Origin of the sequence: Kouleothrix sp. (genome assembly GCF_046328425.1) — a bacterium.
In the GTDB taxonomy this organism is placed as follows: Bacteria; Chloroflexota; Chloroflexia; order Chloroflexales; family Roseiflexaceae; genus Kouleothrix.
The window spans coordinates 1-19,049 of sequence record NZ_JAXLWP010000021.1; the positions used below are offsets into that span (position 1 = coordinate 1).

Below are 19,049 nucleotides of genomic sequence, written 5' to 3' on the forward strand. Positions count from 1 at the left end.
GCCTACAGGCCACCGCCGAGGCGCTGCCCGGCCAGCCGCTGGTGGTGCCCACCGACATCAGCGACGCAGGCGCGGTCGGGCGGCTTGTCGAGCAGACAGTGGCGGAATTTGGCAGCCTCGACATTGTGATCAGCAACGCCGGGGTGGGGCTAGCCGCGCCGGTGGCAGGCATGCGCGCCGAGGATCTGCAGCAGGCGCTGGCGGTGAACCTGTTTGGGCCGCTGGCGCTCACGCAGGCAGCGCTGCCGCATCTGCGGCGCGGCGGCGGCCAGCTGATCTTTGTTTCGTCGGTGGTCGGGCTGCGGGCGCTGCCCTACCTGGGCGGCTACGCAGCGGCCAAAGCCGCGCTCGACCGCCTGACCGAAGCGCTGCGCGTCGAGCTGCGCGGCAGCGGCGTAGCGGTGACGCTGGTGCGGCCGGGCAGCACCCAGACCGAGTTTGCGGCGCACCGGCTGGGGCAGGGCCGCGAGCGCCGACGCGTAAGCAGCCGCGCCGCCACGCCCGAGCAGGTGGCCCAGGCGATCGTGCGGGCGGCGATACGCGAGCCGCGTGTTGCGTATGTCTCGGCGGGCGACCGGCTGGCGGCGGCGGTGAGCCTGCTGGCGCCGCGCCTGACCGACTGGCTGCTGGCGCGGTCGTTCAGCTGGGAGGGCGGTGAATAGCCAAGAACCGAGAGCCGCCTGCCATATGGCAAAGCCGACCCCCGGTTCTTGGTGGTGCCGCAATAGCTAGCGCGCGGCCTTCAGCAGATCGAGCAGGCCCGCCACATCGGAAGTGCCGATCTGCTCGGCGTTGCACAGGCACTCTTGCGCGTATGTTTCGGCCACCAGCGTATTAAGGCTGGCGATCGACGCTTTGATCGCCGACAGCTGCACCACCACATCGCGACAGTCGCGGTTATCTTCGACCATCTTGTGGATGCCGCGCACCTGGCCTTCGATCCGGCGCAGGCGCTGCAGCACTTCGGTGCGCGTGCTGGGGCTGATTGGGCCGCTCAACACGAGCGGTGATTTCGGCTCGGACATAGCTTTTGCCTCGCACTACGCCAGAAGCTGCTCGAGCCCCTGCCGAAGCATCGACGTTGGCCGCGTGCCCTGCAGCCGCCCGACCTCTGACGTTAAGGCCACCGTGCGCGGGCTAGCGCGCAAGGATCGCTTCGAACTCCTGCTTCAGCATCAACTTCGGCCGCGCGCCCTGCACCCGCCCGACCTCCTGGCCGTCCTTGAACATGACCATGGTCGGAATGGCCATGATGCCAAGCTGGCTGGCCCACGTCTGCTCTTCGTCGGTGTTCACTTTGGCGACCGTCAGCCGGCCCTCGAACTCGCCGGCCAGCTCCTCGAGGATCGGCGCCACCGCGCGGCAGGGCCCGCACCACGGCGCCCAGAAATCGACAACCACCGGTACGTCGGAGTTGATCACTTTCTGCTCAAACTCGCCATCAGTTACGGTAATTGGCTTGGCCATGTGTGTATCTCCTTAGATGTTCCTATCCCCCGCTGAGGGGCCGATACCCATGGGGGGTATGCACTTATTATACGCACGATTGCGCGTCTGTCAACCCTTGTGGCGCGGCTGTGCTATACTATCCGCGCCACTGTGCGCTACAATCGCTACTCTGCTTGCAAGCTTCGTTCCACACTACGATAGACACGAATGACGCAGTTGCCCTGAAAAGGAGGAGTGTATGGCATCGATTGGACGCGACACGACGATCAGCTGGCTCGGCCATGGTACGTTCCACATTACCACGCCCGAGGGCAAGAACTTGCTGATCGACTCGTGGGTCGAGACCAACCCGGCCTGCCCCGACGGGTGGAAGCAGCGTGTACGAAACGAAGGGCTTGACGCAATCTTTATCACCCATGGCCACTTCGACCATATCGCCGACCTGCTATCGCTGGCGACGCTCACCGACGCCAAGATCGTCTGTATGTTCGACCTCGTGTCGTGGCTGACGGCGCAGGGCGTAGGCGAGGAGCGGATTGTAGGCTTCAATAAGGGCGGCACCGTCGAGGTAGCCGGCGTGCGCGCGACCATGACCAAGGCCGAGCACAGCAGCACCTACAACGATAACGGCACGCTGGTGTCGCTGGGCGAGGCGGTTGGCTACGTGCTGCGCATGTCGAACGGCTTCACGATCTACCACACCGGCGACACGGCCGTGACCTACGATATGCTGATCGTCGGCGACCTGTACCAGCCGGATCTGACGATCCTGCCGATCGGCGACCATTTCACCATGGATCCGCGCCAGGCGGCCTACGCGCTCAAGCTTATTCGCTCGAAGTATGCCATCCCCGGCCACTTCGGCACGTTTCCGCTGCTGAAGGGCACGCCCGACCAGCTGCGCCAGCATGCCCAGGATTTCGGCGTGCATACCGAGGTCATCGCGCTCGCTCCGGGCGAGAGTGTGGCATAGGCGCTTCTCGCCGCCGAGCCTGGCACACAGCGAAGGGGCCTGCGCGTCGCGCAGGCCCCTTCGCTTGTTTGAGCAGCACAAGCGACTCGCGGCGGCCGCAAGCGCTATGGCACGGGCGGGGTCGGCACCTCGGTGGGCGGCGCGGCCGGCTCGCCGCCCGGCGTCGGCTCGCCGCCAGGGGCTGGCGGAGCCGCGTCGGGCGCGCGCACGCCCAGCACCACCGTGCTGCCAGGCGGCACCCACTCGCCGGGGCCGGGCAGCGTGCTCACCACCGCGTACGGCGCGGTGCTATCGAAGATCTGGGGGATGCGCTCGCGCGATTGATAATCGACGTAGACGTTGGTGATGCCCAGCTCGGCCAGTTTCTCCTTGGCCTGGTTTTCGCCAAAGCCGCGCAGATCGGGCAGCTTGATCGAGCCGGGCGGCGCGACTGACGCCACCATGGCCTCGGTGCAATTGGGGATCTGATCGGGCGCGACGGCGCTGCCGCCCTGCCAGCGGTACTCGACCTTCTCGTCGGGGTCGAGCGGCGGCACATTCCAGGTTTGGATGGTCGTCAGCATGCCCTGGGGTATCGCCACGCCGTCGACGGGGCGGCAGTAGTTGGCGCTATTAAGCGCCGGCTGGTCGGGGCTATCGCCCTCGGCTGGCGCAGGCGCGTCGCCGAGCTTGGCAACCGTAAGCTCACGAAAAGCCGCGCAGCCGTTCTGCACGCCGCCCGCCGTAGCCTCGGCAGTGGCGTCAGCGGTGGCGGTTGGCTCGTCTTTGGTTTTACGCTCGAGCATGTCGGGCGAGAACAGCTCTTGCGAGTAGCGATTGAACGGCCCGGGGATCTCGCAGAGCGGCCTGCGCACCACGGTTTTCGGCAGCTTGAACTCGAGCGGCGGCGCGCCGTTGTAGGGCTCGGACAGCACCTGCCCGAACTTGGCGTTAGCAAACAGCTCTTCCATGACGTTATGCCAGATCACGCCGCCGCCGGTGAGGCTTTCGACCTTGGCGGTTGGCTCGTTGTTGTTGTTGCCGCTCCAGACGCCGACCGTGACATACGGGGTAAAGCCGACGGTCCAGGCATCGCGCCAGTCGTTCGAGGTACCGGTTTTTACGGCGGCCGGACGCGACAGCTTGAGCTTGCTGTTCAGGCCCCAGATCGGCGCGCGCGCGGTGTCGTCGCTCATCATATCGGTGACAATAGCGACGTGGTCAGAGTTGATCGCATTGGGATGCGGCTCGGGCCGAAACTCGCGCACATTGCCGCGGCTATCGACGATCTTGAGGATGGCCATGGGCGAGTAGTAGGTGCCGCCGCTGGCCAGCGTATTGTAGGCCGCCGTCAGGTCGAGCGGCGTGACCTCGCCGCCGCCGAGCGTGAGCGCCAGGCCGTAGTAGCCAGGCGGGTTCTGCAGGCCCTTGATGCCGGCGCGGTGCAGCAGATCGAGCGTATTCTGGATGCCCGCAAACTTGAGCGCCTTGACCGCCGGGATGTTCAGCGAGTTGGCCAGGGCAGTGCGGATGCGCAGCGGGCCGTTCCACTTGCCATTGTAGTTCAGCGGCTTGTACGAGTTCGGGCCAAACGGCGGGAACTCGGTGGGCACATCCCACAAGATCGACTCAGGCGTCATGCCCTGGTCCATCGCCGACAGATACGTGAAGGGCTTGAGCGCCGAGCCAGGCTGGCGGTCGCGCGTCGTGACATTCACCTGGCCATCGAGCACATTGCCCTTTTCGCCCTTGGTGCTTGTCGGCACCGACGCGTTGTAATCGATGCTGCCGACCATCGAGAGGATCTCGCCGCTGTTTGGCTGCATCACCACCACCGCCGCGTTATGGATGTTGCGCTCGGCCAGGTCGCGGATGCGCTCGGCGGCCTTCTGCTGCACCATGCGCTGCATGTCGAGGTCGAGCGTGGTGTAGATCGACAGGCCCTGGTTGATGAACTGCGGCCCGTACTCCTCGCTTTCTTCAAGCAGCTTGCGCACGTAGAACACAAAGTGCGGCGCGTTGATCGGCGCCACCTGGCTCGAGAAGCGCAGATCCTCGGCTGCGGCCGCGCGCGCCTCGGCCTCGGTCACGTAGCCCTCATCGACCATCTGGGTCAGCACGGCGGCCTGGCGCTTCTTGGGCGGCGGCGTGCCGTCGGGGAAGGTATAATCGGGCGCGAGCCAGCTGTCGCCAAGCTGGATGCCGCGCAGCGCGCCGCCTTCGAGGTAGTTGATCGGATCGTAGACGTTGGGCAGCTGCGGCAGGCCAGCCAGCAGCGACGCCTGGGCCAGCGTCAGCTCGCTGGCGTGCTTGTTGAAATACACATTCGAGGCGGCCTCGATGCCATAGGCCAGGTTGCCGTAGTAGATCTCGTTCAGATACAGCTCGAGGATGTCGTCCTTCGAGTAGCGCTGCGAGAGCTCCTGCGCCAGGATGATCTCGGTAATCTTGCGCTTGTAGCGATTCTCGGGGGCTTTCTCTTCCTCGGTAAGCACGGCCTGCTTGATCAGCTGCTGTGTGATGGTGGAGGCGCCGCCCTGCTCTTCGCCGGCGCTGACGGCGCGGTAGACCGCTTTGGCGATGCCCTCGTAATCGACGCCGCTGTTTTTGAAGAACGTCTTATCTTCGATCGCGATCGTGGCGTTGCGCAGCAGCGGCGAAATTTGCTTGAGTGGAACCCGCGTGCGCTTTCCAGCGTCGAAGAATTCATACAGCAGCGTGCCGTGCCGATCGTAGATGCGCGAGGTTTGAAAGCCCTGGTGCTTCTGGAGGGTATCGAGCCGGCCTTCGAGCGAGTTGGCCAGCTGCGCGTACGAGGCGTAGGCGGTGATCGCGCCGCCGACCAGCAGCAGCGCGGCCAGCGCGGCTAGGCCAAACAGGACGCGCGCGCCCCAGCCGGCCGGGCCTTTGCGTGGCGCAGGCGCCGGGCGAAGCAGCCCTGGCGGCAGGCGGCGGCGTGCCAGCGGCCGGCGGCCTGAGCGCCCACCGGGAATATATGGTTGTTCTGCCATTCAGTACCCTAAGTATACGGCCCGGAGCGCGCCGTGGCGCTCGGCAGGCACACAGATATCGCGCAAGTACTGCGCGCGCCGATACCGCATTCTACCACGCGCGCAGGCCCGCGCAATCCGCAAACGGCTGATACATGGCTGATAGCATTGATATGCTATAATCGACGCACGCGGCCTTGTTCTTGCCGTTGTGCTGCCGAAACGACGCACTATTGTGTAAAAGAATGAGCCGCGCGGCAGCGCCCGTGACATATCGAGTACCGCGATGCGTCTTGAAGACCTAAAAGGCCGGCGGCTGGGCCGCTACGAGATCGTGGAAGTGCTGGGCCGCGGCGGCATGGCCGCGGTATACCGCGCGCGCGACACCGTGCTGCGCCGCGATGTCGCGCTCAAGATACTGTACCCGCAGTACACCGGCGACGTAGCCTTGACCGAGCGCTTCCAGCGCGAGGCAGTGCTGGCGGCCGGGCTCGACCACCCGAACATCCTGCCGATCTACGACGTTGGCGAGGGCGACGGGCTGGTGTACATCGCCATGCGGCTGCTCAGCGGGCAATCGTTCGCCGACACCCTGCGGCTGCGCGGGGCGCTGCCGACCGCCGAGCTGCTGCCGATTGTCGATCAGGTGGCCGCCGCGCTCGACTACGCGCACGCCCGCCAGATCGTCCACCGCGACATCAAGCCGGGCAATATTCTGATCGAGAGCGCCGATGCGAGCGACCTGAGCCACGCGCGCGCCATTCTTACCGACTTCGGCATCGCCAAATCGCTCGACGCGACCGCGCGCGGCCTGACGGCCACCGGCGTGCTGATCGGCACGCCCGAGTACATGGCGCCCGAGCAGATCCGCGGCGGCCATACCGTCGACGGGCGGGCCGACATTTACGCGCTGGGGGTGCTGATATACCGCGCGCTCACCGGGCGGCGGCCGTTCGAGGGCAGCACCGAAGAGGTGCTGATGGGCCACCTGCACGGCGCTTTCACGCCGCCCTCGCAGCTCGACCCGCAGCTCACGCCAGCGATCGACGCGGTGCTGCGCCGCGCGCTAGCGCGCGACCCGAGCCAGCGCTACGCCAGCGCAGGCGAGCTGGCGCGGGCGCTCCGCGCGGCCACGGGCTTTGAGCTACCCACCCCGCCGCCTGCGCTGCGCCGCCCCAGCGATGCGCGCGTGGTAGTGCCGCACATCGCCGTCGGCGAGATGGCCGGCGGCGCCGCGCAACCGACAAACCGTGGCGACGCGGCGCCACCGTACGCCCGCCCGACCGTGCCGGCCAACCGCGCCAGCGCGGCACCGCCGCCCCCGCCTGCCCGCAGTGGCAGCCCGCTGGCATGGGTGCTGCTCGGGCTTGTGCTGGCGCTGGCGGTTGGCGGCGGCTGGCTGTACACCGCCGGGCTGCTGGGCGGCTCGCGCGCAAATAGCCAGCTTCCCACGCCGCCCGGCCCCACCAGGGCGCTGGCGACATTCGCGCCAACCGTGCCGGCCGCGCCCACCGCGCCGCAGCCCACCGACGCGGCCCCAACCAGCGTAGCCGCCGCGCCAACCGCAACCAGCGCCCCGGCAACGGCTGGGCCAACCCAGGCGCCTAGCCCGCCGCCAAGCAGCGCGCCAACGCGGCCGCAGGCTACGCAGGCGCCAACCAGCACGCCGACGCCTGAGCCAACTGCGCCGCCCACGCCGACGCCCGAGCCAACCGCGCCGCCCTGCCCGATCGCGGCTGGTGACGCGTTCGCCAGGCTGCTCGAAAACCAGCCGAGTGTGGCCGAGCGGCTGGGCTGCGCAGCGCAAGACAGCCAGGAGCGCGCAGTTGCCGAAGAGCCGTTTGAGCGCGGGGCGATGCTGTGGCTTGCCGACCCGCAGAGCGGCGGCGGCACGATCTACGTGATCGCGCGCGAGAGCGGCAGCAGCACCAAAAACACCTGGCAATCGTTTGAAGACACCTGGCGCGAGGGCGACCCCGCCGACAGCGGCGACAAAACCCCGCCCGCCGGGCTGCTCGAGCCGCTGCGCGGGTTTGGGCGCCTGTGGTATGCGAACCAGTCGGTCGCCGACGCGCTCGGCTGGGCAACCGCAGCCGAGAGCGCCGGCACGGGCGTGACGCAGCGCTTCGCGAACGGCCGCTTGGTATACAGCAGCCTGGGCTTCGGCAATGGCCCGGCGATCAATGTGCTGTACCAAGACGGCACATTCGAAACTTACCCAGCATGATCGCCCGGCGCATGAAACAGGCACACTTATGACAAGCTACTATGACGACGTGTACGAGGTCGTGCGGCGCATCCCGCGCGGCAAAGTCAGCACGTACGGGCGCATCGCGCAGATGAGCGCGGTGCCGCGCGGTGCGCGTGGGGTCGGCTGGGCGCTGGCGGGGCTAGGGCCGGATCGCGCCCGTGAGGTACCGTGGTGGCGGGTGATCAACGCCGCCGGGCGCATCAGCAACGAGTTCAACGCCACGCTTCAGCGCGAGCTGCTCGAGGCCGAAGGCGTGACATTCGACGATCGCGGTTATGTCGACTTGGATTGGTTTCTCTGGGATGGCATATAGCGGAGCGCAGCGCGATCGAGCGCGCCTGGTCTACTCCTCGGCGTCGGGCACGCTTGGCGCGCCGGCGCGGCGCGAAAGCTTCAGGCGCGCGCGCACCTGATCGACCTGGGCAATCGCCGCGCGCACCTCGGCCAGCCAGTCGGCGTGCTCGGCGGCGAACGCGCGCACCGCGTAGGCCAGCGCCGAACTGCGGGTATCGGCCACGCCGGCGGCCACCAGCGTATCGAGCACATCGCGCTCGGCGCGGCCCAGGCGCGTCATCACCGGGGCCGAGCGGGTGGTGAACAGCGCCTGGCTCGCGCCGATACGCATGCCCCAGGCCACTGGAACGCCCAGCTGCTTCTGCAGATCGCGCGCCAGGCGCATGCGCAGCACCCGAGTTTCCTCGCGGTGCGTGGCGATCTGGCGCAGCTCGGCCGCGCGGCGGCTCTCGGGGTCGGCCTCGGCGATGTGCGGTTCAGGCGCCACCGGCAGCAACACCACCGCCTCATCATCGTACATTGCCAGCTCGGGAGGGCCGCTCAGCAGCCCGGCCGGCATACGATCCTGAATCCACTTGGCGATCTCGCTGGTGTTCACGCGACCCTCCCTATTGCTCTGGCGGCGGCTGGCGAGCTGAGTATACTCTCCCTGATTACCCAATTACAAGCCTGGCGGCGCAACGGCAAGGCGCGCGCAACGCTGGTTTGCGCGCGCCCGTGTTTCTGTTACAATCGGGGCCGGGCCGGACGCCGGCTTGAATGTGTGTGCGCTCGAATGGTTGCAAGCAGGCAGGCGCCGCTTGCGATCGCTCGGCCGACCTAGCGACGAAGCGATGAGCATACTCAACCAACTACCCGAGCCCGCGCTCGACGCGCAGCGCGAGGCCGAGCTGACCAGCAAGATCGACCACTGGCTGGCGCACATGACCTGGCGGCCCGACTACCCGCGCTGGCGCGAGGGCCGGATCTGGCAGGAGCGCCAGCAGCACGAGCGCCTGCGCCTGATCGACCGCTACGGCGGCGGGCTGGCGGGGCGCCGCATTCTCGACCTAGGCAGCGGCATGGGCGGCACCAGCGTGGCGCTGGCGCTAGCCGGCGCGCACCCGCTGGCGTTCGAATATAATCGCGCCTACTGCGAGATCATCCGCCTGCGGGCGGCGCGCTACGACGCCGATCTGCCGGTGATGAACGGCGCCGGCGAGCACCTGCCGTTTGCCGATGCCAGCTTCGACCTAGCGATCGCGTGGGATGTCGTCGAGCACGTGCAGAACCCGGCGCAGCTGCTGGCCGAGCTGGCGCGCGTGCTGAAGCCCGGCGGGCGCGTGCTGCTGACGGTGATCAACCGCTTTGCCTACCGCGACCCGCACTACCACCTGCCGCTGCTCAACTGGATGCCGCGCCCGCTGGCCGAGGCGATCATCGCGCGGCGCGGCCGCAGCAAGGGCCAGTCCGATTTCAGCGACCGCCAGAAGCTTTCGGAGATGCACTATTATACAATGCCCGGCTTCCGGCGCCTGGCCGCAGGCTATGGCTTCCGCGTCGGCGACCTGCGCGAGGACCGGGTGCGGCGCGGCGAGGGCAGCGCCACCGGCCTAAAGGGCCGCGCACGCGATGCGCTGCGGCGGCTGGGGCTGGCGCGCGCCGCCTACCTGGCCTACCGCACCGCCATCCAGGGCACCTACGAGCTGCTGCTGGTGAAAGTCGGCGAGACGGAGTAATAGTTTGGCTGGAGCCATCCCAAAACCAACAATCGGCACGCCAGAGTCGCGCCGCGCGGCAAGCCTGGCGCCCACGCTGGCCTGGCTTGGCGCCGCGCCCTGGCTGCCGGCGCTGCTGCTGGCGCTCGCCACGGCGCTGGCGCTGCTGGCGGCCTATAGCAGCCGGCCGTTCGTGGCGATCGACATCGGCGATTACCTCGACCGGCCATTTCTGCCGCGCACCGGCGACCGCGAAGACGCAACGGCCGACTTCTACGCCCCCGAGGTCGGGCCGATTGGCGCCGATGAAGTGGCTAGCTGGCCCCCCACCCAGGCCGAGCTGAGCGTGCCGGGCCGGCGCAGCGGCACCTGGCAGGTCACTGTGGTGGCAGCCGAGGGGCTCGACCCGAACGGCCTGAAGAACTACACGCTCTCGGCCAATGGCGTGCGGCTGTGGATCGCGCGCAGCAGCCCAGCCGAGCTGGTGCTGCTGATCCCGCCCGAGCTTGGCGCCGCCGATACGCTGCGGCTGCGGCTCGAGCCGGGGCTGGTGGGCGACCCGATACCGCCGGCCGGCTGGGTGAAGCAGGTAAAGCTCGCGCCGGCGCGCACCTACCGCTGGACCAGCGCGAGCAGCACGATCAGCCTGCCGGCGATCGGCCGTGGCGACTGGGTGGTGCGGCTGACCGCCGCGCTGCGCCACCCCGACGGGCAGCCGCTCGGCGCGGTGATCCGCGCCAATGGCACGCCAGTGGCCAGCCTGCCCGACGGCGACCGCCGCCAGATCGCGGTGCTGGTGCCGGCCGCGCTGGTGCCCGACGGCGACCTGACGCTCGAGATCAGCTCGAACACCTTCAAAGACCCGCGCAACCTCGGCGTGCTGCTCTACGACGTGAGCGTGGCGCCGGCCGGCGCCACGCCGTTCCTGCCGCCGCTCAAGGCCCTGCTCTACGCCCTGGTGATCGCGCTGAGCCTGCAGCTGTGCCTGGCGCGCCTGACGCGCAACCCGGCGCTGGCGGCGCTGCTGGCGCTGGCCGTGGTGCTGGGCGGGGCCTGGGCGCTGGCGCAGGCACGCTTCCCAACCGCTTTCATGCTGCCGCGGCTGGCGCTGCTGGCGCTCTGGAGCGTGCTGCTGCTGCTCGCGCTCGAGCGCGGCGTGGCCTGGCTCTTCCGCCGCGCCGGCGCGCCGCTGAGCGACCGGCTGCTGCGCGGCCTGCTGCTGGTGTTCTTCGTGGGCTACTGGGTCAAGGCCGGCGCCATGCTCTACCCGTACTTCGTCGGGATCGACATGGCGCTGCAGATGCAGTGGGCCAGGCGGATCTTCAGCGGCGAGTTCTGGACATTCTACGGCACCGGCAACCCGATGGATAAGCGCACCATGCCCACCGCCGAGTGGGGCGCGAACCCGCCGGTGATCCCATACTCGCCCTGGTTCCATATCTTCGCCGGCGTGTTCCTGCTGCTGCCGCTGCCCATGGTGCTGGCTGGCCACATGTTCAGCGCGCTCGTCGACTGCAGCCGGGTGTTGCTGATCGCGCTGCTGGGGCGCAAAGCCGGCCTGAACGAGCGCGACTCGCTGTTCGCCAGCCTGCTCTACGCCGTGACGCCGGCAACATTTCTGCTGCACTCGTGGGGCAACCTGCCCACGACCTTCGGCATCTGGTGGACGCTGGTGTCGACGGTGTTTATCGTCGCGGCCTACCGCCGGCTGGATCGGCCCTGGCCCTTCGCGATCCTCACGCTGCTGCTGACGATCACCACGCTGATCTACACGGTGATGGCCGCGTTCATGATGCTGTTTCTGGCGCTGCTGGTGCCCGCGCTGTGGCTGGCCCGCCGCGCCGAGCGGCGCGGAGCCAGCGCACCCGGCGGCGCTCCGGCGTTCGTGGCCGGCCACCCGCGCGAAAGCCGCTCGATCGCGGCGATCGCGCTGGCGGCGCTGGCGGCGCTCCTGCTGGCCACGCTGATCTACTACGGCCAGTACATCCCGCTGATCGTCGAGCGCACGCTGCCGTACTTCCTCGGCAATGGCGGCGGGCAAAAGGCCGGGATCCAAAACCACCAGCCGTTCCTAGACTACCTGGCCGACTACATCCCGCGCATGGGCTACCTGGCGCGGCCGGTGATGTTCGGGCTGTGGGCGCCGCTGGCGCTGGGCCTGGTGGGGCTGGCGCGGCTGCGCAACCGGCGCCTGCTGGCGCTCTACGGCAGCTGGCTGCTGGTGGCGCTGCTGTTCACGATCGCCGGCAGCCGCATCGCGATGGTCGACAAGCAGATTTTCTACTTTATCCCGGCGATGGCGCTGCTGTCTGCGCCGGTGATCGGCTGGGCCTGGCGGCGCGGCCTGGCCGGGCGCGTGCTGGTGGCGGCCGGCTACGCGCTTACACTCGCCGCCGCGCTGTCCTTCTGGATCGAGCGCGTCGCGACGATCCGCCAGTAGCATCGCCCAAACCAAATGAACATTGCACTTTATAACCTGACCACTACCGTCAAGCTCGGCGGCGTCGAAAGTATTGTGTGGGATGTCGGCCAGAAGCTGGCCGAGCGCGGCCACCGCGTGACGATCTTCGGCGGCCGGGGCGCGGTGCGGCGCGAGCCGCCCGGCGTGACGGTGCGGCGCTACCCGTATGTGGCGCGCGATAGCTGGGGCCGCGTGCCGCCGCTGCGCAAATCGCTGAACCTGCTGAAGCTGCTGGAGCGGCTCTCGATGGCCGGCTGGGCGCTGGGCGACCTGATGCGCGGCGGCTTCGACATTGTACAGGTGGTGAAGCCCTACGATTTCCCGATCGGCGCGCACGTGCGTTTCTACCGCGGCGCGCGGCTGGTGTACAACTCGCACGGCACTGATTTTTTCCCCGGCGACGTGCTGTTCCGCCGCAGCATCGACGGCGCATTCGCGTGCAGCCGCTTCAATGCGCGCATGGTCGAGGCGCACTACAAGATCCCGATCGACGTCTCGTATAACGGCTTCGACGCCGACCTGTTCCGGCCGGCCACGCCCGACGCGGTGCTGCGCGCGCGCTACGCGCCCGACGGCGCGCCGCTGATCTTGTACGCCGGCCGGCTGGTGACGTTTAAAGGGCTCGACTTTCTGCTCGATGCGCTGGCGCGGCTGCCGGGGGCGCGGCTGATCCTGGCCGGCGATGGCCCGCACCGCGCCAGCCTCGAGGCCCAGGCGCGGCGCCTGGGGATCGCCGAGCGCGCGCACTTCATCGGCAACCGGCCACACACCGAGCTGCCCCAGTTGCACGCGATCAGCGACGTGTTCGCCATCCCCAGCACCGATCACGAGACCTTCTGCCTGGCGGCGTGCGAGGCGATGAGCTGCGAGCGCCCGGTGGTGGCGGCGCGCACCGGCGGGCTGACCGAAGTGGTGCGCGACGGCGAGACTGGCCTGGTGGTGCCGCCCGCCGACGCACCAGCGCTGGCCCGCGCGCTCGGCACGCTGCTGGACGACCCGGCGCTGCGCGCGCGCATGGGCCGCGCCGGCCGCGAATGGACACACGCGATGTTCACGTGGGATGTGGTGATCGGCCGGATGCTGGCGTGCTACGAGCGCGTGCTGGGGCGCGCTTGGCCATAGCAGAGCGCAGAGCGTTGGAGCGCAGAGCGGGGGAGCGCATTACCCAATGTAGGGCGCACATCGTGGGCGCCTCCGCAGGGAAGAAGGCCATGCCACCACCAACGCCGTACGCGCATGCCTCAGGGCCAACCAACACCCGTACCCGTGCCACGAGGCATGTACCACCGGCGTCGCAAGAGCGATGGCATTGATTATGGGGCCTGGAGCAAAGCCCCAGCGCGGGAGTGCAGAGGGCGGGCGGCCGCCCTCTGCCGCGAGGGCGCGTAGCCCCCAATGCCTTACGCCGCGAGCTGGCGTAGCGCCTGGCTGAGGCTGCCGGCCGTCTCGATCGCGCGCATATCGGTGTCGAGGTGCACCAGCGCCTGGGCGGCCTCGGCGCTAATGCCCGAAAGCACCACGCGCGTGCCAAGCAGGCGCGCGGCAATTGTTGCGCGCAGCAGCGTACCCGCCACGCGCGCGTCAACATCGCGCAGGCCGGTGATGTCGATCACCACGCCGCGCACGCGCTGCGTGTGGATGCCCTCCAGCAATCCCTCCATCAGCCGCTCGGCGCGCCGCTCGTCGATATACCCGACCAGCGGCAGCAGCGCCACGCCTTCGTCGAGCGGTATCAGCGGCAGCGCCAGCGCGTCGACGGTTTCGCGCAGCCGCGCCTCGGTGGCGCGTAGCATCGTGTTGCTCGCCTGGGCCTGCACCACCAGCTCACCGTTCTCGCTAGCCCGGCGGTCGGCCGCGGCGCTAGCCTGCTCGAGCTCGCCGGTGATCCGGCGCATCATCACCAGGTTTGCGCGCATCAGCCGCCATACGCCGGCCATGGTGATCAGCAGCGCCAGCACCACCGACGACACCGCCAGCCGGTTGTGGGTGGTGTACAGCGTGGCGAACACCAGCGGCGGCGCGACCGCCAGCTCGACGTATACCAGCGCGCCGTACGACAGCATGCACAGCAGCAGCGTGACATCAAGCGCGCGCTCGCTGTCGAGCACCAGCCCCACCGCTACCAGCAGCAGCAGGTACAGCGCATTGGTGGCCATCATGAAGCCGCCGCCGTTGTGACTGCCGGCGCCCAGCACCACCGCCAGCAGCAGCACGCAGGCGTAGGTGCCCGGCTCGCCGTAGCCCGCGCGCACCAGCAGGTAGTACACCCCGTAGTAGAGAAACATAGCTGACGAGAGGATCAGCGTCACTGGCGACGATCGCGCGTCGAGCAGGCCGATCACGAAGATCGGCATGTTCAGCAGCACCAGCGTGATCACAAACGTCATCATGCGCTGCGTGCGCGTGCCGCTGAGCGTGCTTGGGCTAGCTGGAGGAGATGCAGGCTGCTTCATAGTGCCTCCGCGAGCGGGCTACTTGCCAATGCAGAACTTGCTAAAGATCGTGGCCAGCAGGTCGTCGTCTACGCCATCGCCGGTGATCTCGCCGATCGCCGCCAGCGCGGCGGTCATGTCGACCGCCAGCAGGTCGGCCGGGAGAGCCGCCGCGTGGCCGGCGATGGCGTCGCGCAGGTGGCCGGCTGCGCGCGCCAGCGCGTCGCGGTGGCGCGGGTTGCTGACCATGCGGTCGCCGTGGGCTGGCGCGCCGCCCAGCAGCGCCGCAGCGATTGCCTGAGCCAGCTCGGCCAGGCCGGCGCCGCTGAGCGCCGAGGTAGCGACAACCGCGACGGGCAGGCAGCCGGCGCGCGATAGCAGCGCGTCAAACGCCTGCCTCGCATCGTTTTGTCGGCCAGCCTCGCTCAGTAGGTCGCACTTGTTCATCACCAAAATGGCCGGCTTCGCCGCCAGCAGCGCCGCGATCTCGGCGTCTTCGGGCGCAGCTTGCGCGCTGGCGTCGACCACCAGCAGCGCCAGGTCGGCGGCGGCGAGCGCGGCGCGGCTACGCGCCACCCCCAGGCGCTCGACCGGATCGGCGCTCTCGGCAATGCCGGCGGTATCGACCAGCACCACCGGCACGCCGGCCAGGTTCGCAGTTTCTTCGAGTGTATCGCGGGTGGTACCGGGGATCGGCGTGACGATCGCCCGATCGGCGCGCAGCAGCGCGTTCAGCAGGCTCGATTTGCCGGCGTTGGGCCGGCCCGCCAGCACCACGCGCGCGCCCTGGCGGTAGACGATCCCCTGGCCGGCGCTGGCGTGCAGACGCTCGATCTCGCGCAGCGCGGCGCCAAGCGGCTCGGCCACCGGCTGAGGCTCGACCTCGTCCTCGGGGAAATCGACCAGCGCGGTGCAGAACGCCAGCGGCGCGAGCAGCAGCTCGCGGATGGGCCGCAGCTCGGCCGCCAGCCAGCCGCCCAGCTGGGCCTGAGCCAGCGCCAGCGCGGTGTCGGTTTTGGCCTGTATCACATCGAGCGTAGCCTCGGCCTGCGCCAGGTCGATCCGGCCATTGGCGAAGGCGCGCATCGTGAACTCGCCCGGCTCGGCGGCGCGCGCGCCATAGTGCAGCGCCAGCGCCAGCACGCGCCGCAGCACCAGCGGCCCGCCGTGGCACGAGATCTCGGCCACATCCTCGGCGGTGTAGCTGCGCGGCGCGCGCATCCACACCGCCAGCGCCTCGTCGACGCGCGCGCCGCCAGAGGCCTGCACCTGGCCGTAGCGCATGCGAAACGGGCGCCAGGCGCCAGGCCGCGCCGGCACAAACATGCGCTCGAGGATCGGCAGCGCGCCGGGGCCGCTGAGCCGCACAATGCCGATGCCACCTTCGCCGTGTGGCGTAGCAATAGCTGCAATAGTATCGTCGTATAGCATCGCCACGATTATAGCACGCGCGCGCCTTGAAAATCGCGTAGTTCTCGGCTATAGTACTGTTCACAGCAGTGAAGCACATAACCTGCGCGAAGGATCCGGCCAGGATCCTCTTTCGTGGCCGCCGTTTTTCGCCGCACGGCGTGGCTCAGCTCCGTGGTTTCGGCGCGGCACGGTACGGGCGCGGTAGAGCGCTCACCTACGCCTTTGGAGCGATGAACTGGAAAGCTGGTTTGAACCACGCCTATCGGCAATACTTGTAGCCCATAGGCTGACTGAAGGATCTCACTATGGCGGTTGTTTCAAACCTTGCGACGCTGGCGGAGATGCCGCTGTTCCGCGACCTGGCGCCCGAGCAGCTCGCGCGCGTGAACGATCTGCTGCGCCGCAAAACCTTCCCGGCCGGCACGAACCTGATCAGCGCCGAGGAGCCCGGCGAGGTGGTGTACATTATTTTCGAAGGCACCGTCAAAGTCTACGTCACGCAGGCCGATGGCAACGACGTGATCATCGCATTTGGCGGGCCGGGCGATATCGAAGGCGAGATGAGCGTGATCGACAGCACCAGCCGCTCGGCGAACATCGTAACCCAGGAGCAGACGACGGTGCTGTGGCTCGACCGGCTGAACTTCCAGGAGTGCCTGCGCGCCATGCCGCAGATCACCTACAACCTGTTGCGGATTATGTCCGACCGGCTGCGGCTGGCCAACGAGCGCATCCAGGCGCTGTGCGCGCTGGACGTGTATGGCCGGGTCGCGCGCCAAATGCTGGCCTTCGGCCGGCAGTATGGCAAAACCAACCAGCAGGGCGAGATCATCATCCCCATCCGGCTGACCCAGAGCGACATTGCCAGCTTGGTGGGCGCGACGCGCGAGCGCGTGAACCAGGTGATCGCCAGCTTCAAGGGCCGATCGTATATTTCGGTCGACCGTAATTACCGCATCACGATCCACGATGCCGCCGCGCTCGAGCGCCAGATCCAGTGAGCAGCAGTGTGTGAAAAAGAATACACTGGCGGTGTAATGCAATTCGCTGACGCGGCTGGGCTGCCACGCTACAATAGCTTCGTACCGCAGAGATAGCCAAACCGACAGAGCGGAAACGAGGTGAGCACGGTGTATGCAACGCAGACAATAGATGGCGCCACGGCACCATCGAACCAGCAGCGCGCCGGCTCGGCACGCGTGCCCTCCACCGAGAACGACAACGGCTTCGAGATCTTCCGCCGCGCGATCATGCTGCGCGACGAGGCGGCCTGGCTAGAGATCAGCCTGCGCTACCGGCCAATGCTGATTTCGTGGGCCAGCCGCGAGGGGTCGCGCGGCGCCACCGACGAGCACTGCGACGACATTGCCGACCGCGCGTTCGCCCGCGCGTGGGCTGCGCTCTCGCCCGAGCGCTTCGCCCAGTTTCCTAATCTTTCGTCGCTGCTGGGCTACCTGCGCACCTGCGTCTCGGCCACGTCGATCGACATGGCCCGCTCGGCAAATGCGCGCGAGCGCGCGTACCAGCGGGTCGAGACCAGCAGCATCGCAACTCCCGAAGACCTGGTGCTCGAGCGAATGGAGCGCAGCGAGCTATGGCACACCGCGATCGAGGCGGCGCACTCGGCGCAAGAGCGCGTGGTGCTGGTCGAAAACTTCCTGATCGAGCTGCCGCCGCGCGAGATCCTGGCGCGCCACCCGGATCTGTTCGCCAATATCCACGAGGTCTACATGGCCAAGCGGCACCTGCTCAGCCACCTGCAGCGCAGCGCCGAGCTGCGGCAGTTCGCCAACGGCTAGCGTAAGCGCGGCTCTGCCGCCCCGCAGCCTTGTTTCGATAGATACCACCGGCCAATTATCACGTATATTCGATAGCTACCACCGGTTTGTAATGACACATAATGGAGGCACCCCCAATGAGCAAGAAAGTTCGTGTCGCGATCATCGGCGTAGGTAACTGCGCGTCGTCGTTGGTGCAGGGCGTCGAGTTCTACCGCAAGGCCCCCGAGAGCGAGTCGGTACCCGGCCTGATGCACGTCAACCTGGGCGGCTACCATATCAACGACATCGAGTTCTCGGCGGCGTTCGACGTTGTCGACACCAAAGTTGGGCTTGATCTGTCGGAAGCGATCTTCGCCGACCCGAACAACACGATCAAGTTCGCCGACGTGCCGAACCTGAACGTGCGCGTCGACCGCGGCATGACCCACGACGGCATCGGCAAGTACCTGAACTCGCGCGTGAAAAAGGCCCGCGGCTCGACCGTCGATATCGTCAAGATCCTGCGCGAGACCGGCACCGACGTCGTGGTGAGCTACCTGCCGGTTGGCTCCGAGATGGCCACCAAGTGGTATGTCGAGCAGATCCTCGAGGCCGGCTGCGGCTTCGTGAACTGCATCCCGGTGTTCATCGCCTCGCAGCCCTACTGGGCCAAGCGCTTCGCCGACAGGGGCCTGCCGATTATTGGCGACGACATCAAGAGCCAGGTGGGCGCGACGATCACGCACCGCATGCTGGCGAACCTATTCCGCGAGCGCGGCGTGAAGCTCGACCGCACCTACCAGCTGAACTTCGGCGGCAACATGGACTTCTACAACATGCTCGAGCGCGAGCGCCTGGAGTCGAAGAAGATCTCGAAGACCGGCGCGGTGACCAGCCAGCTCGACTACCAGCTGCCGGCCGAGGACGTGCACGTCGGCCCGAGCGACTACGTGCCGTGGCTGACCGACCGCAAGTGGGCGTACATCCGGCTCGAGGGCACCACCTTCGGCAACGTGCCGCTGAACGTCGAGGTCAAGCTCGAGGTGTGGGACAGCCCGAACAGTGCCGGCGTGGTGATCGACGCGGTGCGCTGCCTCAAGCTGGCGATGGACCGGGGCGTCAGCGGGCCGCTGTTTGGGCCTTCGGCCTACCTGATGAAGACACCGCCGCGCCAGTTCACCGACGACGTCGCCCGCCAGATGACCGACGCGTTCATCAGCGGCGAGGCCGCCCCGGCCACGATCGAAGGCCTGGCGCCCAAGGTGCAGGTGAGCAAGAAGTAGCTCGCGACGCGCACCCGAATACACCCAACACGGCGGCCGCTGGCGCTTTGCGCCAGCGGCCGCCGTG

General features: G+C 68.0%; 16 protein-coding genes. 10 read left to right on the plus strand and 6 right to left on the minus strand.

Annotation, left to right across the window (positions count from 1 at the left end; genetic code table 11):
• A partial coding sequence (locus U0177_RS18915; protein WP_409572221.1) for an SDR family NAD(P)-dependent oxidoreductase occupies positions 1 to 662 on the plus strand: 662 nt, incomplete at its 5' end.
• A 66-nt stretch (positions 663 to 728) separates the two neighbouring features.
• On the opposite strand, the gene U0177_RS18920 is transcribed toward U0177_RS18915, so the two are convergent.
• Positions 729 to 1,025: a metal-sensitive transcriptional regulator gene (locus tag U0177_RS18920; RefSeq protein ID WP_409572222.1), complete on the minus strand. Its 297-nt coding sequence runs from the start codon at positions 1,023 to 1,025 to the stop codon at positions 729 to 731.
• A 112-nt stretch (positions 1,026 to 1,137) separates the two neighbouring features.
• A complete protein-coding gene (trxA, locus tag U0177_RS18925) occupies positions 1,138 to 1,467 on the minus strand; it encodes a thioredoxin (RefSeq protein WP_409572223.1) in 330 nt (109 codons plus the stop codon).
• 220 nt (positions 1,468 to 1,687) lie between these two features.
• On the opposite strand from trxA, the gene U0177_RS18930 reads away from it, so the two are divergent.
• Positions 1,688 to 2,422, plus strand: coding sequence for a metal-dependent hydrolase (locus U0177_RS18930; RefSeq protein ID WP_409572224.1), 735 nt, complete (start codon positions 1,688 to 1,690; stop codon positions 2,420 to 2,422).
• A 104-nt stretch (positions 2,423 to 2,526) separates the two neighbouring features.
• Here U0177_RS18930 and U0177_RS18935 read toward each other — a convergent pair whose 3' ends face one another.
• Positions 2,527 to 5,412, minus strand: coding sequence for a transglycosylase domain-containing protein (locus U0177_RS18935; protein ID WP_409572225.1), 2,886 nt, complete (start codon positions 5,410 to 5,412; stop codon positions 2,527 to 2,529).
• 265 nt (positions 5,413 to 5,677) lie between these two features.
• Between U0177_RS18935 and U0177_RS18940 the strand changes: the two genes are divergently transcribed.
• Together U0177_RS18940 and U0177_RS18945 are read left to right on the plus strand one after the other, a co-directional pair.
• Positions 5,678 to 7,618 carry a protein kinase domain-containing protein gene (locus U0177_RS18940; protein WP_409572226.1) on the plus strand — a complete coding sequence of 647 codons (1,941 nt, stop codon included), beginning with the start codon at positions 5,678 to 5,680 and terminating at the stop codon, positions 7,616 to 7,618.
• Positions 7,619 to 7,646: 28 nt separating this feature from the next.
• Positions 7,647 to 7,955, plus strand: coding sequence for an MGMT family protein (locus U0177_RS18945; RefSeq protein WP_409572227.1), 309 nt, complete (start codon positions 7,647 to 7,649; stop codon positions 7,953 to 7,955).
• Between the two features lie 30 nt (positions 7,956 to 7,985).
• Here U0177_RS18945 and U0177_RS18950 read toward each other — a convergent pair whose 3' ends face one another.
• Entirely contained in the window at positions 7,986 to 8,534 is a 549-nt protein-coding gene (locus U0177_RS18950) for a hypothetical protein (protein ID WP_409572228.1), read from the minus strand.
• A 235-nt stretch (positions 8,535 to 8,769) separates the two neighbouring features.
• Between U0177_RS18950 and U0177_RS18955 the strand changes: the two genes are divergently transcribed.
• From U0177_RS18955 to U0177_RS18965, 3 genes are read left to right on the plus strand one after another with little or no spacing between them, the layout of a single operon-like run.
• The gene (locus tag U0177_RS18955; RefSeq protein ID WP_409572229.1) at positions 8,770 to 9,654 is read left to right on the plus strand and encodes a class I SAM-dependent methyltransferase; all 885 of its coding nucleotides are present in this window, start codon (positions 8,770 to 8,772) and stop codon (positions 9,652 to 9,654) included.
• Positions 9,655 to 9,658: 4 nt separating this feature from the next.
• Positions 9,659 to 12,073, plus strand: coding sequence for a hypothetical protein (locus U0177_RS18960; protein WP_409572230.1), 2,415 nt, complete (start codon positions 9,659 to 9,661; stop codon positions 12,071 to 12,073).
• Between the two features lie 15 nt (positions 12,074 to 12,088).
• Positions 12,089 to 13,216, plus strand: a complete 1,128-nt coding sequence (locus tag U0177_RS18965; RefSeq protein ID WP_409572231.1) for a glycosyltransferase family 4 protein — start codon at positions 12,089 to 12,091, stop codon at positions 13,214 to 13,216.
• Positions 13,217 to 13,494: 278 nt separating this feature from the next.
• Here U0177_RS18965 and U0177_RS18970 read toward each other — a convergent pair whose 3' ends face one another.
• Together U0177_RS18970 and mnmE are read right to left on the minus strand one after the other, a co-directional pair.
• On the minus strand, positions 13,495 to 14,547 hold the full coding sequence (locus tag U0177_RS18970) for an STAS domain-containing protein (protein ID WP_409572232.1): 1,053 nt from the start codon (positions 14,545 to 14,547) through the stop codon (positions 13,495 to 13,497).
• Between the two features lie 18 nt (positions 14,548 to 14,565).
• Positions 14,566 to 15,957, minus strand: a complete 1,392-nt coding sequence (gene mnmE, locus U0177_RS18975) for a tRNA uridine-5-carboxymethylaminomethyl(34) synthesis GTPase MnmE (protein ID WP_409572233.1) — start codon at positions 15,955 to 15,957, stop codon at positions 14,566 to 14,568.
• Between the two features lie 287 nt (positions 15,958 to 16,244).
• Here mnmE and U0177_RS18980 point away from each other — a divergent pair, with 287 nt between their 5' ends.
• The 3 genes from U0177_RS18980 to U0177_RS18990 all read left to right on the plus strand — a co-directional run bounded on the left by U0177_RS18980 (position 16,245) and on the right by U0177_RS18990 (position 18,982).
• Positions 16,245 to 16,940 (plus strand): Crp/Fnr family transcriptional regulator, encoded by a 696-nt coding sequence (locus U0177_RS18980; protein WP_409572234.1) that lies wholly within the window; start codon positions 16,245 to 16,247, stop codon positions 16,938 to 16,940.
• Positions 16,941 to 17,069: 129 nt separating this feature from the next.
• Positions 17,070 to 17,738, plus strand: coding sequence for an RNA polymerase sigma factor (locus U0177_RS18985; RefSeq protein WP_409572235.1), 669 nt, complete (start codon positions 17,070 to 17,072; stop codon positions 17,736 to 17,738).
• A gap of 116 nt (positions 17,739 to 17,854) precedes the next feature.
• Positions 17,855 to 18,982, plus strand: coding sequence for an inositol-3-phosphate synthase (locus U0177_RS18990; protein ID WP_409572236.1), 1,128 nt, complete (start codon positions 17,855 to 17,857; stop codon positions 18,980 to 18,982).
• Positions 18,983 to 19,049: the final 67 nt, after the last annotated feature.